General features: G+C 56.8%; 18 protein-coding genes and 3 rRNA genes. 15 read left to right on the plus strand and 6 right to left on the minus strand.

Going from position 1 to position 23503, the window contains the following annotated elements; genetic code table 11:
- Positions 1 to 53: 53 nt before the first annotated feature.
- From ACPV0M_RS02775 to ACPV0M_RS02830, 12 genes are all read left to right on the plus strand, one after another.
- Positions 54 to 776, plus strand: coding sequence for a ClpP family protease (locus ACPV0M_RS02775; RefSeq protein ID WP_425622106.1), 723 nt, complete (start codon positions 54 to 56; stop codon positions 774 to 776).
- On the plus strand, positions 773 to 988 hold the full coding sequence (locus ACPV0M_RS02780; protein ID WP_425621465.1) for a YlzJ-like family protein: 216 nt from the start codon (positions 773 to 775) through the stop codon (positions 986 to 988). The genes ACPV0M_RS02775 and ACPV0M_RS02780 overlap by 4 nt, the downstream gene beginning before the upstream one ends.
- A 298-nt stretch (positions 989 to 1286) precedes the next feature.
- Positions 1287 to 3019 (plus strand): 16S ribosomal RNA (locus ACPV0M_RS02785).
- 561 nt (positions 3020 to 3580) lie between these two features.
- Positions 3581 to 6967: ribosomal RNA gene (locus ACPV0M_RS02790) — 23S ribosomal RNA — on the plus strand.
- A gap of 144 nt (positions 6968 to 7111) precedes the next feature.
- Positions 7112 to 7221 (plus strand): 5S ribosomal RNA (gene rrf / locus ACPV0M_RS02795).
- Together the 16S, 23S and 5S rRNA genes form the textbook arrangement of a ribosomal RNA operon.
- Positions 7222 to 7634: 413 nt before the next feature.
- Positions 7635 to 8105: a GNAT family N-acetyltransferase gene (locus ACPV0M_RS02800; protein WP_425621466.1), complete on the plus strand. Its 471-nt coding sequence runs from the start codon at positions 7635 to 7637 to the stop codon at positions 8103 to 8105.
- 439 nt (positions 8106 to 8544) lie between these two features.
- Positions 8545 to 8697, plus strand: a complete 153-nt coding sequence (locus tag ACPV0M_RS02805) for a group II intron maturase-specific domain-containing protein (protein WP_425622107.1) — start codon at positions 8545 to 8547, stop codon at positions 8695 to 8697.
- 816 nt (positions 8698 to 9513) lie between these two features.
- The gene (locus ACPV0M_RS02810; RefSeq protein ID WP_425621467.1) at positions 9514 to 10605 is read left to right on the plus strand and encodes a YeiH family protein; all 1092 of its coding nucleotides are present in this window, start codon (positions 9514 to 9516) and stop codon (positions 10603 to 10605) included.
- A 30-nt stretch (positions 10606 to 10635) separates the two neighbouring features.
- Positions 10636 to 10758 (plus strand): hypothetical protein, encoded by a 123-nt coding sequence (locus ACPV0M_RS02815; protein ID WP_425621468.1) that lies wholly within the window; start codon positions 10636 to 10638, stop codon positions 10756 to 10758.
- A gap of 5 nt (positions 10759 to 10763) precedes the next feature.
- Positions 10764 to 11252, plus strand: a complete 489-nt coding sequence (locus ACPV0M_RS02820) for a universal stress protein (RefSeq protein ID WP_425621469.1) — start codon at positions 10764 to 10766, stop codon at positions 11250 to 11252.
- 444 nt (positions 11253 to 11696) lie between these two features.
- The gene (locus ACPV0M_RS02825; protein WP_425621470.1) at positions 11697 to 12227 is read left to right on the plus strand and encodes a DUF6125 family protein; all 531 of its coding nucleotides are present in this window, start codon (positions 11697 to 11699) and stop codon (positions 12225 to 12227) included.
- Complete coding sequence (locus ACPV0M_RS02830; protein ID WP_425621471.1) at positions 12224 to 13306, plus strand: alanine racemase; 1083 nt, start codon at positions 12224 to 12226, stop codon at positions 13304 to 13306. The genes ACPV0M_RS02825 and ACPV0M_RS02830 overlap by 4 nt, the downstream gene beginning before the upstream one ends.
- A gap of 188 nt (positions 13307 to 13494) precedes the next feature.
- On the opposite strand, the gene ACPV0M_RS02835 is transcribed toward ACPV0M_RS02830, so the two are convergent.
- From ACPV0M_RS02835 to ACPV0M_RS02855, 5 genes are all read right to left on the minus strand, one after another.
- Complete coding sequence (locus ACPV0M_RS02835; protein ID WP_425621472.1) at positions 13495 to 14940, minus strand: nickel-dependent hydrogenase large subunit; 1446 nt, start codon at positions 14938 to 14940, stop codon at positions 13495 to 13497.
- Between the two features lie 16 nt (positions 14941 to 14956).
- The gene (locus ACPV0M_RS02840) at positions 14957 to 15835 is read right to left on the minus strand and encodes a hydrogenase small subunit (protein WP_425621473.1); all 879 of its coding nucleotides are present in this window, start codon (positions 15833 to 15835) and stop codon (positions 14957 to 14959) included.
- 580 nt (positions 15836 to 16415) lie between these two features.
- Positions 16416 to 18170, minus strand: coding sequence for a PAS domain-containing protein (locus tag ACPV0M_RS02845; RefSeq protein ID WP_425621474.1), 1755 nt, complete (start codon positions 18168 to 18170; stop codon positions 16416 to 16418).
- Between the two features lie 313 nt (positions 18171 to 18483).
- Positions 18484 to 18654: a hypothetical protein gene (locus ACPV0M_RS02850; protein WP_425621475.1), complete on the minus strand. Its 171-nt coding sequence runs from the start codon at positions 18652 to 18654 to the stop codon at positions 18484 to 18486.
- A 57-nt stretch (positions 18655 to 18711) separates the two neighbouring features.
- Positions 18712 to 19035 (minus strand): hypothetical protein, encoded by a 324-nt coding sequence (locus tag ACPV0M_RS02855; protein WP_425621476.1) that lies wholly within the window; start codon positions 19033 to 19035, stop codon positions 18712 to 18714.
- A 190-nt stretch (positions 19036 to 19225) separates the two neighbouring features.
- Between ACPV0M_RS02855 and ACPV0M_RS02860 the strand changes: the two genes are divergently transcribed.
- On the plus strand, positions 19226 to 19507 hold the full coding sequence (locus ACPV0M_RS02860; protein WP_425621477.1) for a YkuS family protein: 282 nt from the start codon (positions 19226 to 19228) through the stop codon (positions 19505 to 19507).
- Between the two features lie 165 nt (positions 19508 to 19672).
- A complete protein-coding gene (gene uppP / locus ACPV0M_RS02865; RefSeq protein ID WP_425622108.1) occupies positions 19673 to 20458 on the plus strand; it encodes an undecaprenyl-diphosphatase UppP in 786 nt (261 codons plus the stop codon).
- Positions 20459 to 20510: 52 nt separating this feature from the next.
- Here the strand turns inward: uppP and ACPV0M_RS02870 are convergent, their stop codons facing one another.
- Entirely contained in the window at positions 20511 to 20978 is a 468-nt protein-coding gene (locus ACPV0M_RS02870) for a bifunctional nuclease family protein (protein WP_425622109.1), read from the minus strand.
- A gap of 157 nt (positions 20979 to 21135) precedes the next feature.
- Between ACPV0M_RS02870 and ACPV0M_RS02875 the strand changes: the two genes are divergently transcribed.
- Positions 21136 to 23328: a DNA translocase FtsK 4TM domain-containing protein gene (locus ACPV0M_RS02875; RefSeq protein WP_425621478.1), complete on the plus strand. Its 2193-nt coding sequence runs from the start codon at positions 21136 to 21138 to the stop codon at positions 23326 to 23328.
- The last annotated feature ends 175 nt before the right edge of the window (positions 23329 to 23503 follow it).

A 23503-nucleotide genomic window follows, 5' to 3' on the forward strand; every position in this document is an offset into this window, starting at 1 on the left:
TGTCTTTCAACGGAAACGAAATACCGGACGAACCTGCTGCTGAGCCGGAACCGATGCCCGAACCCGCCGCACCCGCCGAATCGCCGACCCGCCGGCGCATGCGGGCCATCAGGGAACTCGGCGTGACGGCTGTTCCCGGAGCGAAGACCAACATTCACACACTGGTCATCGTCGGCCAGGTAGAAGGTCACATGGTCCTGCCGCAGCAGAACAAGACGACCAAATACGAGCACATACTTCCCCAACTCGTAGCCATAGAGCAAAACCCTGAAATTGAAGGAGTTCTCATTGTCCTGAATACGGTCGGGGGTGACGTTGAAGCCGGCCTGGCCATGGCTGAAATGATTTCGTCGCTTTCCAAGCCGACGGTCTCTCTCGTTTTGGGCGGCGGGCACTCCATCGGCGTGCCGGTCGCGGTGGCCGCCAATTATTCCTTTATCGCCGAGACGGCCAGCATGACCATCCACCCCATCCGTATCACGGGCCAGATCCTGACCGTTCCGCAGACCTTTGAATACCTCGAAAAGATGCAGGACAGGGTCGTGCGTTTTGTCGTCAAACACTCCAATATTTCGGAGGAGCGCTTCCGGGAGCTGATGTTCCGTACCGGTGAACTGGCACGCGATATCGGGACGGTACTCATAGGGAGGGAGGCGGTGGAACACGGGCTTATCGACCAGGTCGGCGGCATATCGGATGCCCTTGCCAAGCTTAAGATCCTGGTTGATGAACAGGAAGCCAAGAAGAAACCGGAAAAGGGGGTGCCCATCCAGTGATCCTCTATACCGTTCTGGACGTAGAAAGCTGCCTGCACGACGAAAAGGAGGAAGTGCCCCGGTACGAAGAAGTGTTGGTCGATTCGGTTCCCGTGCTCGTTAAGCGTCACGGCACCGACGTGGCCGTTATCGATAGAGTTTTAAGCACCGATCCCATGGATTTTTTAAACCCGGACCTCTCGCCCGGAACGCGGGTAACGCTGGTTGATTAACGCGTCTTGTGCCGAAGAACAATCGGACGGACTAGTTAAAGGGAACGCGCATCAGCACCTTATTGCCGGCTTTTTGTCGATAGCGTAAGTTGACACTATTAGAGGGGGCATGCTATATTAAGACTTGCTGAGCCCGGGGCGACAAAGCTTCCTGAGGAGGCAGGAAGTGGCTGTTGACAGAGGGCGCAGGCGAGTGATAAGATAAAAAATGTCGCTGTCGCGGGGCGGCGGCGGCGGGAGAGAGAATGGGTGGTCTTTGAAAACTGAACAGTGGCTAAGCGTTGCTGAGCGCAAGGTATTGATGGAGAGTTTGATCCTGGCTCAGGACGAACGCTGGCGGCGTGCTTAACACATGCAAGTCGTGCGAGTGAGAGGTGAGAGGTGGGAGGTTAGAAGTGGGAGGTGGCGGTAAGGAATTCCTCCCACATCCCGCTTCCCACATCTCACCTCTCACTAGCGGCGGACGGGTGAGTAACGCGTGGATAACCTACCCGGCAGACCGGGATAACACCGGGAAACTGGTGCTAATACCGGATACGCTCTTTGGGCGGCCTCGCGCAAAGAGGAAAGCGGGCCTCTTAACAATGCTCGCGTTGCTGGATGGGTCCGCGTCCCATTAGCTAGTTGGCGGGGTAAAGGCCCACCAAGGCGACGATGGGTAGCCGGCCTGAGAGGGTGGCCGGCCACACTGGGACTGAGACACGGCCCAGACTCCTACGGGAGGCAGCAGTGGGGAATCTTCCGCAATGGGCGCAAGCCTGACGGAGCGACGCCGCGTGGGGGACGAAGGCCTTCGGGTTGTAAACCCCTTTTCTGAGGGAAGAACGCTTACCTTGTGAACAATGAGGTAAGGTGACGGTACCTTAGGAATAAGCCCCGGCTAACTACGTGCCAGCAGCCGCGGTAAGACGTAGGGGGCGAGCGTTGTCCGGAATTACTGGGCGTAAAGGGCGCGTAGGTGGCTCTTGAGAAGTCGCAAGTGAAAGGTCCCGGCTCAACCGGGGAGCGGCTTGCGAAACCATCGGGCTTGAGGACAGGAGAGGGAAGCGGAATTCCCGGTGTAGCGGTGAAATGCGTAGATATCGGGAGGAACACCAGTGGCGAAGGCGGCTTCCTGGCCTGGTTCTGACACTGAGGCGCGAAAGCTAGGGGAGCAAACAGGATTAGATACCCTGGTAGTCCTAGCCGTAAACGATGGGTACTAGGTGTTGGGGGGGTACAACCCTTCAGTGCCGCAGTTAACACAATAAGTACCCCGCCTGGGGAGTACGGTCGCAAGACTGAAACTCAAAGGAATTGACGGGGGCCCGCACAAGCGGTGGAGCATGTGGTTTAATTCGACGCAACGCGAAGAACCTTACCAGGGTTTGACATGCCGGTGGTACAGAGTAGAAATACGACGGACCCTTCGGGGAGCCGGCACAGGTGGTGCATGGCTGTCGTCAGCTCGTGCCGTGAGGTGTTGGGTTAAGTCCCGCAACGAGCGCAACCCCTATTGCTAGTTGCCAGCATTTAGTTGGGCACTCTAGCGAGACTGCCGTCGACAAGGCGGAGGAAGGTGGGGATGACGTCAAGTCATCATGCCCTTTATACCCTGGGCTACACACGTGCTACAATGGCCGGTACAACGGGAAGCGAAGGCGCGAGCTGGAGCCAATCCCCCAAAACCGGTCTCAGTTCGGATTGCAGGCTGCAACTCGCCTGCATGAAGTCGGAATCGCTAGTAATCGCCGGTCAGCATACGGCGGTGAATGCGTTCCCGGGCCTTGTACACACCGCCCGTCACACCACGAAAGTCGGCAACACCCGAAGTCGGTGGGCCAACCCCTTGGGATATGAGAGGTGAGAGGTCAGAGGTGGGAAACAGGGGAAGGAATTCGGCGGAGCCGAATACCAACCGCCCGAGACTCACGACCGACATCCCGCTTCTCACATCTCAAGGGGGGGCAGCCGCCGAAGGTGGGGTCGATGATTGGGGTGAAGTCGTAACAAGGTAGCCGTACGGGAACGTGCGGCTGGATCACCTCCTTTCTAAGGAGCCGTAAAAAGAAGTCAGAGGCCGGAAGTCGGAAGACCTCAGGCATCCGACCTCTCTTTGAAGGGTGCTGTCCGGGTGCAAAGCCTGTAGACGGTGTCCGGGTTTCCAGCCGTCGTACGACCAGCGACGGTAAAAACAAATGGTCGGACACATCCACAAATCGTCTGTTCGCAACGCTTCAAGCCACTGTTTGGTTTTGAGAGACCCCAACCGGTAGTCAGTAGTCGGTGATCGGTAGTCGGAGAGACCACCGGCCCGGCGAAGGCAGCCCGGGTCTCGGCGGAGCGCATAGCGCAGGACTCCGGACGGCGGACGACTGGAGCGAAGCGACCGCGTCGATCACTCAGGAACGAGCATGGCGCGGAAAGCCGAGCTGGACGGCACGGAACATACTTGAAAGCGTATGTGAGCAGCCAGACAGCGAGGCTTGACAAAGCCAGGCGAGACTGGCGAGTGGTCAAACCAGACCGCTTAGAAACGAGCTTGACAAAGTCAGGCGAAGTTTATCAGCGGGAATGTTCTTTGAAAACTGCACAGCGTAAGTAGCTAAGACGAGTCAAGCTAATAAGGGCGTACGGTGGATGCCTTGGCGCTGAGGGCCGACGAAGGACGCGGCAAGCTGCGAAAAGCCCCGGGTAGCCGCAAGCAGGCGTTGATCCGGGGATATCCGAATGGGGCAACCCGGCGGGGCGAACCCCCGTCATCCTGTGCTGAACACATAGGCACAGCGAAGGGCACCGGGTGAACTGAAACATCTTAGTAACCCGAGGAAGAGAAAGCAACAGCGAACCCCCGAGTAGCGGCGAGCGAAAAGGGGCGAGCCCAAACCGGCTGCGTGTCAAGCCTGCCAGCGTTGCGCAGCCGGGGTAGCGGGAAGAGGCCGGAAGGCGTGGCGGCGCCTTCGGGGTAAAGAGGTTTTAGCGGAAGCGGGCTGGAAAGCCCCGCCACAGAGCGTAACAGTCGCGTACGTAAAAAGACCTCGTGCACCTGGGCCTTTTTCCCAAGTACCGCGGGACACGTGAAACCCCGTGGGAATCCGCGAGGACCACCTCGTAAGGCTAAATACCCTCAAGCGACCGATAGCGCACTAGTACCGCGAGGGAAAGGTGAAAAGCACCCCGGGAGGGGAGTGAAACAGAACCTGAAACCGTATGCCTACAAGCAGTCAGAGCGCGTTTAAGGCGTGATGGCGTACTTTTTGTAGAACGGGCCGGCGAGTTACTGTTGCAGGCGAGGTTAAGTCCGTGTAGGACGGAGCCGTAGCGAAAGCGAGTCTTAACAGGGCGTGCAAGTCTGCGGCAGTAGACCCGAAACCGAGTGACCTACCCATGTCCAGGGTGAAGCTTCAGTAAAGTGCAGTGGAGGCCCGAACCGACTGTCGTTGAAAAGGCAGCGGATGAGGTGTGGGTAGCGGTGAAATGCCAATCGAACTCGGAAATAGCTGGTTCTCCTCGAAATAGCTCTAGGGCTAGCCTCGCGTGAAGAGTGCCGGGGGTAGAGCACTGGTTGGGCTAGGGGCCTTCACCGGTTACCGAACCCATTCAAACTCCGAATACCGGCCACTTGGTGCGCGGGAGTCAGACTACGGGTGCTAAGATTCGTGGTCGAGAGGGAAACAACCCAGACCGTCAGCTAAGGTCCCGAAAATAGGCTAAGTGGAAAAGGATGTGGAGCTGCACAGACAGCCAGGATGTTGGCTTAGAAGCAGCCACCATTTAAAGAGTTCGTAATAGATCACTGGTCTAGCGGCTCTGCGCCGAAAATGTAACGGGGCTAAGCCTATTACCGAAGCTGCGGATTGGGAAGTGAGAGGTGAGAGGTTAGAAGTGAGTGAGGGAAAGATCACCAGTTTTGAGGACCTTATAGTGTACCAGACGGGTTACCGGCTGGCGCTGGAGGTTCACAGGCTGACGCAGGATTTTCCCATCGAAGAAAGATACGAGTTGGGACAACAGCTAAGGAAAGCGGCGGCATCCATTCCAGCAAATATCGCGGAAGGATACGGCCGGAAGAACGCCAAGGCAGAGTTCAGACACTTTCTTCGCAACGCTCTTGGTTCAAGCAACGAGATGAGAACCTGGCACGCGACCTCGGCTATCACCAGAATGCGGTGATGATCGAAGAATACGACGTGTTGGGCAAACAGATATACCGTCTCATTGAGAGCTGGAGCTAAAGACTACTCACATCCGACTTCTCACATCTCACTTCCCACTGGTAGAGGAGCGTTCCCGTCGGGTCGAAGCCATACCGTGAGGAGTGGTGGACCGGTGGGAAGTGAGAATGCCGGCATAAGTAAGCGACAAGACGGGTGAGAATCCCGTCCGCCGAAAGCCTAAGGTTTCCTGGGGAAGGCTCGTCCGCCCAGGGTAAGTCGGGACCTAAGGCGAGGCCGAAGGGCGTAGTCGATGGACAAACGGTGGAGATTCCGTTACCACCAACGGCCGTTTGAGGATGGAGTGACGCGGAAGGCTAGGTTGAGCGCGCGGCTGGAAAAGCGCGTCCAAGCCCGTAGGGTGCAAGGCAGGCAAAACCGTCTTGCGTAAACCTGAGAGGTGACGGGGAGGGAAAACGAGTACCGAAGCAACCGACGCCAGGCCGCCGAGAAAAGCTTCTAACGAGGCTGGTTGGTGCCCGTACCGCAAACCGACACAGGTAGGCGGGAAGAGAATTCTCAGGCGTGCGAGAGAACCCTTGTTAAGGAACTCGGCAAAATGACCCCGTAACTTCGGGAGAAGGGGTGCCCCGGCAGCGTAAAGTATTTTACATACGGAGCGCGAGGGGGCCGCAGAGAAGAGGCCCAGGCGACTGTTTACCAAAAACACAGGTCCCTGCCAAATCGCAAGATGACGTATAGGGGCTGACACCTGCCCAGTGCCGGAAGGTTAAGGGGAAGGCTCAGCGCGCAAGCGTGAAGGTCTGAACCGAAGCCCCGGTAAACGGCGGCCGTAACTATAACGGTCCTAAGGTAGCGAAATTCCTTGTCGGGTAAGTTCCGACCCGCACGAAAGGTGTAACGATCTGGGCGCTGTCTCAACAAGGGGCTCGGTGAAATTGTAGTACCGGTAAAGATGCCGGTTACCCGCAGTAGGACAGAAAGACCCCGTGGAGCTTTACTGTAACCTGATATTGGATTTTGGTATTGTATGTACAGGATAGGTGGGAGGCGTGGAAGGTAGGGCGCCAGCCTTACCGGAGCCGGCGGTGGGATACCACCCTTATGGTACTGGAATTCTAACCTTGGGCCCTGAAGCGGGTTTGGGGACAGTGTCAGGCGGGCAGTTTGACTGGGGCGGTCGCCTCCCAAAGCGTAACGGAGGCGCCCAAAGGTACCCTCAGCGCGGATGGAAATCGCGCCAAAGAGTGCAAAGGCACAAGGGTGCTTGACAGCGAGACAGACAGGTCGAGCTGGTGCGAAAGCAGGGCTTAGTGATCCGGCGGTTCTGCGTGGAAGGGCCGTCGCTCAGCGGATAAAAGCTACCCCGGGGATAACAGGCTTATCTCCCCCAAGAGTCCACATCGACGGGGAGGTTTGGCACCTCGATGTCGGCTCATCGCATCCTGGAGCTGGAGCAGGTTCCAAGGGTTGGGCTGTTCGCCCATTAAAGCGGTACGTGAGCTGGGTTCAGAACGTCGTGAGACAGTTCGGTCCCTATCCACTGCGGGCGCAGGAAACTTGCGAGGATCCGTCCCTAGTACGAGAGGACCGGGATGGACGCACCGCTGGTGCACCAGTTGTCGTGCCAACGGCACAGCTGGGTAGCTATGTGCGGCCGGGATAAGCGCTGAAAGCATCTAAGCGCGAAACCCCCCTCCAGATGAGGTTTCCCATCGCGTTAAGCGGGTAAGACCCCTGGTAGACGACCAGGTAGATAGGCCGGGCGTGCAAGCTGGGCAACCAGTTGAGCGGACCGGTACTAATCGGTCGAGGGCTTGACTCGTCCTACTTACGCTGTGCAGTTTTGAGAGAACAAGTGGGAAGTGAGAAGTGAGAGGTCAGAGGTTAGAACATAGGAAAGAAATCGGCAAGCCGATTTCAACCTTAAGGACTCACGACCGACATCCCACATCCCACCTCACAGATTTCCGGTGGCAATGGCGGAGGGGGTACACCCGTTCCCATCCCGAACACGGCAGTTAAGCCCTCCAGCGCCGATGGTACTGGGTATACCGGGAGAGTAGGTCGCCGCCGGAGCTAAAGATACAAAAGCACCCTGTAGAAAGACAGGGTGCTTTTGTTATTCTTAGCGTATATCGGGCTTTGAAAAGCGGCGCCTAGCATTTCGGAAGTGTGAAGTAAGAGGTCAGAGGCGGGTACTCGAAGGAATTCGCAAAGCGAATTCCAATCCCAGTTTCTCACTTCTAACTTCCCACGACCCACCTCTCATTTGCCTTCCGCGCCATGCGTGCTTTTGAACGCCCTCCGCGCTGCGCACTGTTGGAGTTAGGGGTCAGATCCACCGATTGTTACTCATGTGCCAGAAAATGGGTTCCCAATGCCCAAGGCCCAAGGCTCAATGCTAAATTGGGTATACCCATATGCGTCCAGGCGTGAAATAATGAGAGTAGGTACTCCACAAAGCTTGTTAGCGAGGGAGTGTGCGCAAAATGGATGTTGTGATCAGGAAAGCCAGGGACGAGGATTTGGATGCTATTGGGAAATTAGTCGGGAATGACCCGGCCTGGATATCGTATGGTTTTGACGAGAAGCGGGCCCGGGAGATGGTTAAAAGGATGCCTGATCAGGCTTATGTCGCTGAGATCGGCGACCGCATCGTCGGGGTTGTGACTTTGCGTCCCAATGGCTTTGGGCACCTGGGGTGTTTTCTGCGGATGATTGTCGTGGACCCCGAGTTCAGGGGACAGGGGATCGGGCATGCGCTGTTGTGCCGGGCCTGGACTCTCAGCCGCGAGCACGGCAAAAGCCTGTTCGCCATTTGCTCTGCCGATAATACCGCTGCCTGCAAGTTTTTTGAGCAGGAGGGTTTTACAGCTGTAGGGCAGCTGCCGTCACTGGTCGTTGAAGGCAGGAGCGAAGTGCTTTACTGGAAAACTGCCGGACCGGTGCGGGATGGTTAAGACTTTCGTTTGCGGGCTAGGCTCCAAGATATGTTTTCTCGTCTGTTTTCAGCGGTCTCCCGGCAACGCCGGGAGACCTGTTTTGTGGTACGCCCGGCATGGGCAGTAGCTATAGGGTGGAAGTCCCGAACGGAGGTTAACAGCACCAACTGCTAGCCTAAGGCAAGGGTGTTCGTCGTGAGGCGCGGGTACCCGCCGAAGGTGGGTGTGATGAAGGAAGCCGGCGGCAAACCTCCGGCCCGAGGACCATGAACCGAGGCTAGGGGCAGTTGGATAAGCTTGCAAAGCAAAGCGAAGTCCTTGCTACCACAAGGCTGCCCAGAGTAAATGGGGCGGGTAGATGGAGGGAAAGACAGCGTTCTTACCCGGGGAGACCTGCCGGACACGCCGAGTAACCTCGGTAACCCGGATACGGTAACTTACAGCACGCAGTCGCAGCATCAGCCTAAAAGAGCGGCTTGAATGTCTCAATGCCTACCTTAAGGGATGGATCGGTTACTTTCGGTTGATGGACACACTGAGCGTTCTGCAGGCGTTGGACGAATGGGTTCGGCGCCGCTTGCGGATGTGTTTGCATCACGCACTTCGTTAAACCTTATGAACCGCCGTATACCGAACGGTACGTACGGTGGTGTGGGGGGGCTAGCCGCCCCCTCCTACCCGATTTACACTGGAGACGGCTTGGTCGGATCCGGATTTGCCGGGCACCAGGTGGCAAGAGAGATAATGGACGTGATGATGGGTTGAATGTACGGAATAAGTAATTTAACCTTAATATGGCGAAAAAGAGGCCTTTTAGAACATTTGCAAAATAAATAAAGATAGCTAATTGGATTGACAATTAAGCATTTTTCTGTATAGTATAGAGTTAATTAATGGCACTTCATCCCAAATGTTAGAAAGGAGGTTTAGGGCAAAGCAAGCATTAAATTTTGCTAAAACGCGCAACTCGCATTGTGTAATCAATGCCCCTGATTGTCACTACTGTAAACGTGAGAATAACCCACCAATAGTCTGTTCTACGACTTGAACGTTTATCCCGAATGAAGCTGGTAATGCGCGCATATCTTTGAGGTAACAAGGAACACTTCTCAGATTGTCCTTACGATCCACATCTTTGCTGCCACTTGCTTCGCCGTAACGCATACTTCAAAACTTGAACCCGAGCATAGCTGTTGACTCCTCCTCATAACTGCAAGCGTCCCTCCAAAAGGGTTCGAAAAGGGGGTGTAAGTCTTCTTTATCGGGTCATGCCTAGGGAAGGTGTGTAGAGTATTACGGAAAGGAGTGGAATTGAGTGACCAATCCAACATCTTCGCCAAGACCGGAACAAGTCCCTGTCTCGCCGTCCCCGGTAGGCGAAAGTACCCTTTCGATCTGGCTAAAGGCTATTCCTGGCGTCGTTTTTATGTTTTTGATCGCGTGCCTTGCACATGGCACCAAGGACCTCGGTATCCCGCAGTGGGAAGGCCTCGCCTCCTGGATTAAGGAGAACTGGTCGTGGGCGGCTACCTACTTGCACCTTAATCAGGTCATTATCGTGATTCTTGTCGGTATCCTCATCCGCAACACTATCGGTATTCCAACCTGGGCAGCGAATGGTGTCAGGACCTCGCGCCTGTTTATCAAGATGGGTGTCATCCTTCTCGGTTCTCTTTACAGTCTTCGGGAGCTGGCAACTCTTGGAGCGACCGCAATCACCTTGATCCTGATTTTCGTAATGGCTACCTGTCTGTTCATCATGTGGTGGGGTAACCGGATCGGGATGCACCCGGCGACATCAGCCTGCATGGCCGCGGGTATCGGCGTCTGCGGTGTTTCAGCCGCTGTGGCCACAGCACCGGCGGTCAAGGCCAAGAGCGAGGATGTGGCCTTTGCGGTAGCGACCCTGCTGGCCTTTGGCGTGTTCTGCCTATTTGTGTTTCCCCCGTTGGGTACACTGTTGGGTTTATCTCCGCACCAGTTCGGCGCCTGGGCCGGGACCGGCATCGTAAACTCCGGTCAGGTTCTGGCGGCGTCTTTGGCCTTTGATCCAGGAACGGTGGATCATCCGTCTGTTGCCCTTAAAACCGGAGAGATCTTCAACCTGACGCGTGTCGTCTTTCTGCCGTTTGTGGTGTTTACCCTGGCTCTGATCTACACCCGGCAGGCGGCCAAACAAGGTCTTGAACATGAGAAGGGCGAGTCCAGAGGGCTTTCCTGGATCTGGAGCAAGTTCCCCGTGTTTGTGCTCGGGTTCCTGGTCATGGTGGCCTTGACCTCTTTCGGGACCTTCGGCGCCACACGGCCTCCTTCGGAGGAACTGAAGCTGTTCCGGGTGCTCTATACCTGGTTCTTCACGATCGGCCTCACAGGCTTGGGTATGCAAATCTCGATAGCGGAAATGCGCAAGGCCGGGGGCAAACCGCTGATCGTCGGCTTTTCCGCAGGAGCGCTGAAAGCGATTCTTGCTCTGATCGTTGTGCTGCTGTTTGTCGGAGAAGACCCGCCTGCGCACTAACCGTATGACCCGTGAAAGGAGCGTTGGAGTATGGCGTCTAACAACCATCTTGACGAGAAACAGCTTTCCCTTTTCGCCAACGAGAGACACGAGGATTGGACCGCTATCGTGCTGGTGGCAGTTCTAGCGATTATCGGATTGATCATTAAGTAGCCGCAATGCAGAGCATACTGTTGATCACTGACGGTTCTCCCAGCGGCGTTCTGGCGGAGGATGCTGCGGTGGACCTAGCCCGAAGATACGAAGGAAGGATAAGAGCGGTTTACATCCTTGATCAAAGCTGGCAGAATCTGCTTGGCGACGAATGGATGAATACCTCCGAAACGCGCATGACCTTCTTTCGCTACTTGGAGGATGCCCTGTATTCGCGTGCCAGCGAGGTACTTAAGTGTTTTACGCGAAAGGCTGAAAAGGCCCAGGTTTCGTGTACAGCCGAGGTTAGGGTCGGCAAGCCGGATCAGGTTGTAATCGAAACCGCCCAGGAATTGACTGCTTCCCTGGTGGTGATCCCAAATCCGGTAGGCTGCGCTCACCCTGCAGCGGGAGGTATTCGGTTTTTGGCCGGGCGAATCGCCAAGAAAATCTCTTGCCCCTTGCTGGTTGGGGCCCCTGCTTCGCCCGAGCGCTGGACTCGGACATCTAAATAGGCATCAGCCTGAAGCCCCCTTACTATGTTGTTAAGGGGGCCTTCTATTGGCTACGCGGAATATTCTAACAAACCGATGTCAAGGCCGAAATGGAGGCCCAGGAGTGGTTTAACCTTTTGCCGGTAGAGAAAAAACTGATGGGATGGTCTCTGGGCCTCGGTGTTATACTCCTGATTATCTTTGTCTTTATCTTTAGGCTGACTTAATGCTATAGCCTAAGAATGCGACAAACCCGCTGTTGAAAATGACAGCGGGTTTTCTTTTGCGCCGCAAACAGAACTTATTACTTAAAGAAAGGGGTTATGCGCCTGGTTAACATCCAAAGACAGGAACAGCAGCGGGTTTTGTTGTTCGCCGGGCTGTTCGTGTGTTCAGGCGCAGGAAGAGCGGACGGACTACCGAACATATTTTGCAGCAGAAGCTCGCATAGAACGGATGGGCATCGTGAAAGAGAGACTTCGTCAACTTGAAAAAGAACAATTATTGCAATTGCTTGAGGACTTTGCCAAGCGCTGGCTGGCCCACGACGGACTTTGGTTTCAGGCAGTGGAACACGAGTACGGTCTTGCTGCCGCCATTGCCGCGGATAAGGCAGCCTGGGAGCGCTTTACCGTTATCGAGGCTGAGAGGATCATGCGCCTTCTCGGCATTGAACCCGGTGGCGGTATTCCGGCGTTGAAAGAGGCTTTGGGTTTGAGACTGTACGCGCTGGTTAACCGCCAGGAGATCGTTGAGGAGAGTGAAAAGCGAATGATATTCAGGATGCGCGAGTGCCGGGTCCAGGCTGCCAGAAAGAGAAAGGGAATGGCCGCCTTCCCTTGTAAGGAAGTGGCCTTGTGGAATATAGTGAATTTGCCAGGACTATTGGCAAACGTATCGTTACCAGGTGTATATGCTGCCCTCCCGATGATCATCCGGAAGATTACTACTGCGCCTGGGAGTTTATCGTGGTACCGTAGGAGGAACACGGCATGAAGGTTTATGAACTTGATACGCCTGCCGTTCTTGTTGATGTTGACCTGTTAAAGGCCAACATTGAAGGGATGGCACAGGAAGCGGCGCGTTTGGGGATTAAGCTGCGCCCCCATGCTAAAACACATAAAAGCCCCGAGATAGCGGCCATGCAGTTTGACGCCGGAGCCTGCGGGATAACCGTGGCCAAGCTTTCAGAGGCGGAGATAATGGCCGGGTACGGCATAGACGATATCCTTGTCGCCTATCCGCTGGTTGGTCCGGCGAAACTTACCAGACTGAAGGACCTGGTGCGGAAAACCAAGGTAACGGTGTCCGTGGACAGCGCGGCTGTGGCCCGGGGCATAGCCGAGGTCGGAGAGACCATCGCTGTTCCTGTTCCGGTGTGCGTCGAGGTGAATACCGGGCAGAACCGGTGCGGCCTAGAACCCGGCAGGGCGACCGTTGAGTTCGTTAAAAGCCTGGCCGCTTTGCCAGGCATTAAGGTAACAGGCCTGATGACCCACGCCGGGCACGCCTACCAGGCCAGAAACCTCAACGAGCTGCGACAGATCGCCCGCGGCGAGGCTTTCCTGCTGGCGGATACGTGCGAGTTGCTAAGGAAAGCCGGTTTGCCGGTTGACGAAATAAGCGTGGGTTCTACGCCGACGGCCCGTTTTATGGCCGAGATGGACGGCGTCACTGAAATCAGACCGGGGACCTACGTCTTTAATGACTACAATATGGTTTGCCTGGGGGTGGCCGAGGTTCATCAGTGCGCGTTGACGGTGCTGAGCACGGTGGTTTCCAGGCCGGCCGGCAACAGGTTTGTGCTCGATGCCGGCTCCAAGACGCTTTCGTCCGACCCCAGCGTCCGCGGCAGGGGATACGGGTTTATAAAGGACTGCGATTGTACCGTTACCCGCCTTTCCGAAGAACACGGGGTCGTCGAGGCCGAAGTCGAGGTTGTTATCGGAGACAGGGTGGAGATCATCCCCAACCACTGCTGCCCGGTGGTTAACCTAACCGATTCGTTATATCTGCGCAAGGGCCAAGAAATCGTGGGCGAGCTCAAGGTCAGGGCCAGGGGGATGAACAGGTGATATGGGCGTGAGCATTGAGCTTTGGGCGTTCAGGGCATTGAGTTGTTGAGCATACGTCTGGTGTTGTGTTTTGGGTTGTTGGATTGGCAGGAAGACTAATACTCGGATATAAATGAGGAAAGGCAGCCGCCTGGCGGCTGCCTTTCCTCTGCCCTTCCTCTTTGAATGGTGAGGGAAGGAAATATTCTTTAGATCCGGAAGGACATCGCTTCCTTCTTGTGGCCCTTCACCCTCAGCAGATGCACGGCGCAGGCGATGCACGGGTCGAAGGAGCGGACCACGCGCACGAGTTCGATCGGCTGGTTCGGGTCTTTCACCGGGGTGCCGACCAGGGCTTGCTCCAGCGGGCCCATGACGCCGTTGTCGTCACGCGGGCAGATGTTCCAGGTGCTGGGCACGACGGCCTGGTAGTTGTGGATAACGTGGTCCTTGATCTCGATCCAGTGGCCGAGCGCGCCGCGCGGGGCCTCGGTGAGGCCCTGCCCCCTGGCTTCCTTGGGAATGTCGTGCGGGGTGAAGCAGGGCTGGCCGGGCTCAAGCTGGGCGGCCCATTCTTTCATGGCGTGGGCGACGAGGGAGCACTCGACAGCGCGGGCGTAATGCCGGCCGAGGACGGAGAAGGCTTTGTCGCCCAGGCCCAGGGTACCGGGTTCTTTGTTGACCCACATGCGCGCCAGCGGACCGACTTCGTGCGGCAGGTCGGCGTAACGCGGGGCTTTAAGCCAGGAGTAGGCGCCGGATTTGTGAGGCTCGGGCACGGTCATGCCCTCGCTGGGATGCCGCTTGGAGGTCTTGGACTCGAAACGGGAGTACATGACATGCTCGGTAACTTCTTGGGGGTCGACGGGCGCCCACTCGCCGTTGGTGTAACGGCCGCGCTTGATGAACTGCTGCTGGCCGTCAAGGTCCTTTTCGTCGGTGAGGGGGAAGACGCCCCAGACTAAGAGGTTTTTGCAGCCGGCGCCGATGCCGAACCAGTCGTCGTATATGCCGGCGACAGCAAGGACGTCGGGGATGTAGACGTTGTCGACGAAGGCGATGAGTTCGTCCAGGAGTTTGACGAACTGGTCGACTTTTTCGGCGGTGACGAGGGAGGTGACGCCGCCGGGAATGAAGACGGTGGTGTGCGGCGCCTTGGCGCCGAAGACGGCCAGGAGCTGGTGCGCTTTTTTGCGCATGTCCAGAGCCTGGATGTAGTGGCCGACGGCCATGTCGTTAACGTCCTTGGGCAGCCGGTAATCCCCTTCGTAACGGGGGATGAAGGGCGCGGTGTCGGGGCCCTTGACGTAGTCCAAGGCCGCGAGGTGGTAGAAGTGCAGGATGTGCGACTGGACGTAGTTGGCCGCCTGAATGAGGTTTCTCAAGATGCGCCCGTTTTTGGGCGGCAGGATGCCGAAGGCGTCGTCTAGGTTTAGCACCGAACTGATGCCGTGGGAGATGGGTCAGACGCCGCAGATGCGCTGCATGATGTGCTGGGCGTCACGCGGGTCGCGGCCCCGCAGGATCATCTCCAGGCCCCGGAAGAGGGTGCCGGAGGCTTTGGCGTCGATGACTTTACCGTTTTCGACTTCAACTTCGATGCCCAGGTGACCCTCGATTCTGGTTACGGGATCGACAAGGATTTTCTGTGCCATTTAATGTTCCACCCCCTTACTTGGTAAAAGCTTCGAGTTTGCCCTTGACAGGCATCCAGCCGTAAAGCGGGCTGACGTCGTCGGGAAACTCGGGCTCCGAACAGGCCTGACAGGGCGCCCCGGCATCGATGCACCAGTTGGTCCCGCCGTTCCACTTGCGCTTGGGGCAGTCGCTCATGGCGATGAAGCCCTTGCAGCCCAAAAGGGCTAAACAGCCTTCCTGCCCGGGCTGGAGGGCGAACTGGTTGGCCTCGAACATGGGCCGCCGCGGACAGTTGTCGTGAATGGGCATCGGGTAGAACATTTTGGGCCGGTTGTATTTGTCCAGCTCAGGCAGTTCGCCGTAGGTGAGGACGTAGACGACGGTGCCCAGGAAGTGGTCGGGGTGCATGGGACAGTTGCCGATGTTGATGACCGGCTTGTTTTTGACGACGTGGGAAACACCGACGACGCTGGTCGGGTTGGGCCGGGCCGCCGGAATGCCGCCGAAGGAGGCGCAGGAGCCGGCGGCGATGACGGCCTTGGCGGCTTCGCCCATTTTGGCGACGGCGTCAAGGATGGTAAGGTGTTTGCCGTTTTTCTCGGCGATGGTGCAGTAGTGACCCTTTTCGCCCAGGGGAATGCCGCCTTCGACGACGAGGAAGAAGTTGTCGCGGTGTTTGGCGGCGACTTCTTCGAGAACGTGGACGACGTCGTGACCGGAAGCGGCGGATACGTTAGGATGATAACGGAGACTGATGACGTCCAAAAGGACTTTTTCGATCGGCGGTTCGACGCTGTTTAAAAGCGATACGGAACAGCCGGTGCAACTGGCCCCCTGCAGCCAGATGACGGGGGGCTTGCCGTCTGCCATTTCGGCCAGCGCGTCTGTGATCTGCGGCCCGAGCAGAGACATGAGGCTCAGACCCGCGGTCGAAGCGGCACACGCTTGGATAAACTCTCGCCGTGAAAGTTTTCTCATTATAAATCTAACAACCCCTTCCCAAAGAAAGTGCAGAGGAAGCCCGGGATGCGCTAAATTGCCGCATCCCTCAACAATAGGGGACAAAAGAATAGACGGAGGCAAGACCCCATTGCGGTTGGGGTCTTGCCGCCCTCTCAAGAAGCAGAGGACGGGCAAACGCTTGAAGGGGGGGCTAGGCCCATCTCTGCAGGGACCAATGGTCTGGGTTGTCCTAAAACAGTCAGGCAGAAGGGGTTCTGACTGATAAGACCGGGTGCCGGCAAGGCACACCTCCCGGACCATAAAACCATTATGTGCTACGCCTCACAAAATCGGCAAACGTGAATTTGTCGCAGTTTTGCGCAATATGGCAAGATTCCAAGCCGCGTGCTCCATGTTGCTTGACTGGATAGCCAATTAACTGGACAAGCTTGTCTAGCAATTAGACAAAGTAGGCTAGTGGGTACGACAAAAAGTCCTGATGCGGGATATGGGGCCTCGAAGATGTTAAGAGGTTAACGGAGGGAATGCCTTAATCCACGATGCTGTAAATGTGTTCGATAGGCCTTCCGATCTTGCGGGCGAGGTGGAGAGCGGTCGCGAGGCTGGGAAGGCTCTTGCCGTTTTCGTAGCGCAGATACTGGCTTAGGCTCAAACCCAGCTTGTCGGCGAACTGCTGTTTTTCCAGTTTGTAATCCTTCCTGATATTAGCCCAGCGCACGCCGATACGCAGCATTTCTTTCGGCGAGTCGACAACGAGCGACGCGGGAAGCATCTGAGCCGTACAGGGCCTCGCATTGGCGCCTGACCGCTCGATGAGGACGGCCACCCCTTCCACGGACGTTCCGATGTGCAGCGGATAATAATCTACGACGCAGGGTGCTGCGCGCCCGCCTTTATCGCGGACGGTCAGGGAATGGCCCAATATCGGGGAACCGGAGTGGAGAACGGTGAGCAACTGAAAGGCCGATTCTTCCCGGGCATCATTTTCGGCAAGGTATTCGGCGATTTGCAAAAGCGAGCGTCCGACGAGTTCGTTGGGCAAGTAGCCCGTCTGGCTGTGGACGGACGTATTGCACCAGGTACAGACGACGTTCCTGTCGAAGAGCATCAGGCCGAATGGAAAAGCATCGAGAACCGCTTGGCAGAGATCCCTGTCCAGGCGCTGTGCCTGACGCCTGTCCTGCACCAGGATTATGGAGTTGCCCGCATCGCGTTTTGCATCGTGCAGCAAGGCTGAAATCCTTAAGTTTTGGCCTTCCTGGTTCAGTGAGAAGCTGATCTCGTGGTTGACTTGCCCACCTTTGTTTTGCTCTAGCTCGAGGGTCAGATGAGGCAGAACAGTATCCAGCCGGGATTCGCCGGCGGCGATGCCGCGTCCGAAAAGATCGACCGCCGCCCGGTTGGCGAAGGTGATCTTCTCTCCCCGGTCAGCGACGATTACCGGCCGGTCGACAGCCTTAAGCAGAAAACGGTTCTCTCTTTCAAGAATTTCGTTCCTGCGTTCAAGGTATTGCACACGGCATTCGTAATGCTCCAGGACGAAGGACGACTCCATAGTTTTGCTCCAGTTACGCAACAGTTCGTATTCTTCCTGCGAGGCGCAGCCTATAGGCAGCCAGAAAGCCAGGACACCCTGCAGCGTGTTGTTCGGGTTGAACACCGGGGTCGCCATGCTTATCCAGGGATGAAAGCCGGCGTACCAGTGTTCGCTTCCGGAGACGATCACAGGCTGCTTCAGGCGGATAGCGAGGCCGACGGCGTTGCAACCGACCCTCTGCTCGGAGTAGAACCCCCCCAAAGTCAGGTACGCCTTGGGATCTTCCTGGGCGGTGACCTTATCGCACACGATGTCGATGCATGTGCCCTCGGCATCGAGCAGCATGGCGGCAAAACGCGGGTAACGGCGCGCCAGGGATCTTTCCAGTTGAAAAGGGAAAAAGCTGCTGGCTGACTGCAGGAGCACGGCCGATTCTCCACGACGCTTTTTAAGCTCCTGGTCCGAAACGGCGGGAGGTTCCGGGGGATTGTGAGGATCGATATTCAGGCGTACACACCGGCTCCACGCATCCTGGATCAAAAAACCGCCGGGGTGGTCGTGAACGGGCCGGCCGGATGTCGCGGCTTTCCACGCCTCCTGAACGGCAGGCTGGTTGTTCTGAATCAGCAGGTAGTGCAAAACCCGCACGTGTTCCCGTTTTAACCCCTGCTCCTCCAGGAAATTAAGGATCTTGTCCTTATCCTGCAAATCAAGACAGAAACTGATCTCGCACCTTTTGTTATCCATGTGGTAAGACCCTTTCCTTGAAGCGGCAGTTGATAATCGGGATTCGCTCGTCCGGCTCTTCGTTTTGTCCTGTCTCTTCTGTAATTTTAGAAGGTATCTAAGGGTACTTTCACCATGGCAACCCAATCGAAAAATGGTGTCATAATTTTGTAACCTATTCTTTATAAACCTGTAAGATTCCTGCCGGTGTCCCGAACGGGTTATGGAGAAGGCTAAATATTTCGACAACAGGTCACAAGGAGGTAGAAACCGCAAGGGCCGCTTGGAAGGGAGCGGCCTTCGCGAATGTGTCGCTGGTGGCACGGTGCTTCTTTCAGTTGTTTTCACCGGTTTCTTGGCCGTTGTCATCGTCACGGCGGGGGTAGGCCGCCATAGGCCGGGACCTTCTGAGCCTTGCGGTGTGATAGATAACGGCCGCGGCGACGGCGAAGGGCAGCAAGATCAGCGGCAGAAAGGACAGCGTGACGCCGTCGTTGACGAACAAGGTGCAAACCTCCTTACGGCAACCCAGGCCGGAATCCTGCAAATATGGAAGGCGTTGTCAGGCGTCCAGGATCTTGTTGGCTCCGGACTGTTCCATTATCCCGCGCACACGCGCGGTTTCGTGTTTGGGACACTCGACGGCCACGGCGATCCCCGGCCCGTGATAGCTTTCCACGAATTTTTTGGCCCACGGCTCTTTTGCAAAGAGCCCGTCGCGTTCGGTCTGAATGTAAGCGAGTTCCTCACCGGTACGGGTGTCGTGTTCACGGCCTTCAGCCAGGTCGGTGATGACCATGTCTTTACGGTCAAACCCGGCATTGCGCAGGCTGTCCACCAGGAAACCAACTTGCTCGGAACGGGGCATTATCGCTACAAGCCGCATATTATCACCTCCGTTCAGGGGATAGTGTTGGTTGCAGTGTATACCGGTAGGGATAACGCTATTGCTTCCTTGTTAAGGCGGAGCCGCAAACTTTTCATAGTTCAAACACTTTCTGTCGACAGTCAGGGGTTGCATAGGACGAGCGGAGCCGGTACAGACTGACGGCAGAAGCCTAGAAGGAGGTTCCGTAATGGGTGAAAAAATCGCCGTACAGGAAAACCTGGATGAAATCAGGTCACTGTTGAAGGATGCCGGATACGAGATCGTCAATCCCGATCAGCGCGAGGGTGTAAAGGCTTTCGTGATCACCTCCGGGATTACGCCTGAAGAGAATGCCGGAATTGAACCTGAGGAAAACGTTTACCTCCCTACCGGGAAACCGCATGCCGTAAGTTACGCGCCGGTGATTGACGCGACCGGCAAGTCGGCCGGGGAAGTGGCGGATGAAGTGAAACGGCTCGCCAACCGCTAGGCCCGTACATCCCATAACTTTTCGCCAAAAAAGAGACAAGCGGAGCCGATCAGGAAAATTCCGCCCTTCTTGAAAGGCCGTCGATGTGCTATAATGTGCCCGTCGGCATTAAGGGCCTGTAAGGGCCAGTAATATCGTTACTTTACTTTTTGGAGAGTGAGCGGGTTGGACATCATCCAGGCCGTCGTCCTGGGTATTGTACAGGGACTGGGCGAGTTTCTGCCCATATCGAGTTCAGCACACCTTATTCTGGTACCCTGGTTTTTTGGCTGGGACGATCAGGGACTTACCTTTGACGTCGCGTTGCATTTCGGCACCTTGATCGCGGTAGTGGCCTTTTTCTGGCGGGATTGGGTGAATCTCACCGTTGCAGGGCTGCAGAGGCGGCGTTCCCCCGAAGGCCGGCTGTTCTGGTACATCGTCCTGGCCACCGTACCAGGGGCGTTGGCCGGGTATCTGTTAGAAGACCATGCGGCCACCACCTTCAGAAATCCCTTCATCATCGGTACCATGCTTATCCTCATGGGCGTCCTGCTCTGGGCTGTCGACCACTACAGCAGGCGGGTCAAACGGCTAAATGATATCGGGTTGGGGACGGCCCTGTTCATCGGCGTCGCCCAGGCCTTTGCCATCATCCCGGGCGTTTCGCGTTCGGGAGCGACGATTACCGCGGCCAGGATGGCCGGGGTAACCCGGGAGGCCGCGGCTAGGTTTTCCTTCCTGCTCTCAACGCCCGTGATCTTTGGGGCCGCCGTCTTTCAACTAAAGGACATTTCCGCCGGAGACCTCACCGTCGCCTTCATAACCGGCATCGTTACGTCCGCCGTCGTCGGCTTTTTGGCGATAGGCTTCCTGCTCCGCTACGTCATCCGTCACAATTTCAACCTGTTTGTCTGGTATAGGTTCGCCTTGGGGCTGGCCGTGATCGTCACGGCGCTTGTCCGGGGTTGAACAAAGTAAAAGAGGACCGCTCCGGCGGTCCTCTTGGGATAACATCCTCTTGTTAGTGCAAAATCCTCTTGTTCCCGGTCTCGGGATCGAGTTCGGGCTCTTCGCCGTCAGCCTCGCCGCGGGTTTCGATAAGGTCGTTGATATCCATGGCCTGTTCCGCCACCTTGGGGGTGACGTAAATCGGCGCTTGGCTTCTCAGGGCCAATGCGATGGCGTCGCTGGGCCTGGCGTCGATGATTGTTGACTGGCCTTGCTGCGTGAGATGGAGTTCGGCGAAAAAGGTACCGTCGCGGAGGTCCGAAATAACGACCTTTGAAACAACGCCGCCCAGGTGATTGCAGGCAGACAGCAAGAGATCGTGGGTGAGCGGGCGCTCCGGGTGCAGGCCTTCCAAGGCCAAGGCAATCGCCTGGGCTTCGGCGATCCCGATCCATATCGGCAAAACCCTGGCTTCCGGTTCGTCAACAAGGAGGATAACCGGATTTTTCATCGGGTCCAAGGCGATTTCCCGAACGTGCATAGGAATCACGAGTGCGCACCTCCCCCGGCTCCAAAACTTCTTGGTTAATCAGTCCGGCTTTTATGCCTATATTATACCAGCAGCGCCATGTCCGGACAACTGGAAAGGATTTTCCTAATTCTTGACGAAGTTTCCGGTGTAAGGCGGTGATGGTAACGTGAGCTTCTACGGGCAGCTTAAGCCCCAGACGCGTTACGAAATCCTGGGACTCCTCCTCTCCTCGGGGTCCGTCATAATGTTTCTCAGTATTGTTTCCGGCGCCGCGGGTGTTGTCGGCAACCTTATCGACCGGATCTGCCGGGTGATCGCCGGTGACGGGGCTGTTTTGCTGCCTTTGCTCTTGGCCTACACGGGAGCGCTCCTGATCAAGGACCGGCATCCCGTGCGTTTCCTGCCGAGGTTTTACGGCGGGCTGATATGCCTGGCCGCGCTTTTGGCCGCCAACCACATGCGCATCCTGGTCCCCGAAGACAGCTTCGGCACCGTAACCGGATCCGGCGCCGCGGGTAACGGCGGCGGTGTCGTGGGGGCGATCCTGGCCTGGGTGCTGTATCGTTGTTTTGGTTATATCGGAAGCGCCGTAGTTCTCATTTCAGCTGGCCTGGTAGGCGTCACCCTTTTTACGGAAGTCTCGCTTTTGAAAGCGGGTAAGGCGATTACCAGATATTTCTCCAGGAGTACCCGGCGGCTCGGCCGGGCCGTGCAGGACTACGTTTACCCCGAGACCGAACAGCAAGCGGCGAGCCAACCCGTCATTGTCGATCACGCCCAGCCCAAGCAACCCGCCGAGAACCAGCCGAGTCCGGTGATTAAAATCGAGCCGGAACCCGAGACGCGGACGGCCGTCCCGGACAAAAAAGACCGCTTTATGCCGGATGAAGAGATCGAAGAGGCCCACCAAATTTCTCTCCAGGAACTGACGCCGTACCAGCTGCCTCCTTTGAGCCTGCTCAATCGTCCTCGCCCGAAGAACGCCCGTTCGGCGAAGGATATTTCCGAGAACGTGCGTAAGCTCGAGGAAACCCTGGAGAGTTTCGGTGTCCGGGCCAAGGTTATCCAGGTTTCGCGCGGGCCAAGCATCACGCGTTACGAGCTTCAGCCGGCGGCGGGAGTCAAGGTCAGCCGCATTGTCAGCTTGAGCGATGATATCGCTTTATCGATGGCCGCTCCGGGGGTGCGCATCGAGGCGCCGATTCCCGGGAAAGCGGCGATAGGCATCGAGGTCCCTAACAAGGAAGTCAGCATGGTGCACCTCCGGGAACTGCTGGAGACCAAGGAATTTCAGCAATCGGCTTCGCGCCTTACGGTGGCTCTCGGCAAGGACATTGCCGGAAACGCCGTTATCGCCGATCTCGCGCTGATGCCTCACCTGTTGATCGCCGGTGCCACCGGCGCGGGTAAGAGCGTGTGTCTGAACACGCTTATCGCCAGCATCCTCTTCAAGAGCGGGCCCGACGACGTCAAATTCTTGATGATCGACCCCAAGATGGTGGAATTGACAACGTATAACGGGATTCCGCACCTGATTTCACCTGTGGTCACCAATGTGAAGAAGGCCGCCGTTTCGCTCAAGTGGGCCGTCCGGGAGATGGAGAAACGTTACGAGCTGTTTGCGGCCGCGGGTGTCAGGGACATCACGCGCTATAACAACGTCTTTAAGTACCGCGACTATGAGGGCGAACGCGTACACCTGCCGCTGGTTGTGATTATTATCGACGAGCTGGCTGATTTGATGATGGTCGCCCCGGCCGAGGTGGAAGACGCCATCTGCCGTCTGGCGCAGATGGCCCGGGCGGCGGGGATTCATCTTGTGGTGGCCACGCAGCGTCCCTCTGTCGATGTCATCACCGGGCTGATCAAGGCCAACATTCCTTCGCGCATCGCCTTCGCCGTGTCTTCCCAGACGGACTCACGCACGATTCTGGATATCGGCGGCGCGGAAAAACTGCTTGGGAAGGGGGACATGCTTTTCCACCCGGTGGGGGCGGCGAAGCCTATTCGGGTACAAGGAGCCTATCTGAACGACCGCGAGGTTGAGAACCTTGTTGCCTATCTCCAGCGCGAGGCTCTTCCCCAGTATGACGAGGAGATTTTCGGGGACACCCCGGAGGAGGCCGAGACCGAGTTCGAGGACGAACTCCTGCCGAAGGCCGTGGAGATCGTCGTGCGCACCGGCCATGCCTCGATTTCGCTTCTCCAGCGCCGCCTGAAGATCGGGTATGCGCGTGCGGCACGGCTCGTAGACATAATGGAGCGGCGGGGCATCGTCGGCGGGTTTGAGGGGTCAAAACCCCGGGCTGTGCTGATGAGCCCGGAGCAATATAACCTGATATTCAGGAATAAGAAGTAGTCTGTTGACCATAATCTTGGGGCATGCTATGATTGGCCTGAATATAGGCGTTACCGGTTATTGGATAGCCTGAGGCGTTTTTTTTCCGGCCTCGGGCGCATATCTTGATACTGTTGCGTAAAAGGATATATGAGACCCGTGTTCGGTCGTTGTGCGGGCGCAGAGTAAGCGTTGC

This window comes from Desulfosceptrum tomskiensis (genome assembly GCF_049818055.1).
In the GTDB taxonomy this organism is placed as follows: Bacteria; Bacillota; Desulfotomaculia; order Desulfotomaculales; family JASEER01; genus JBFLVT01.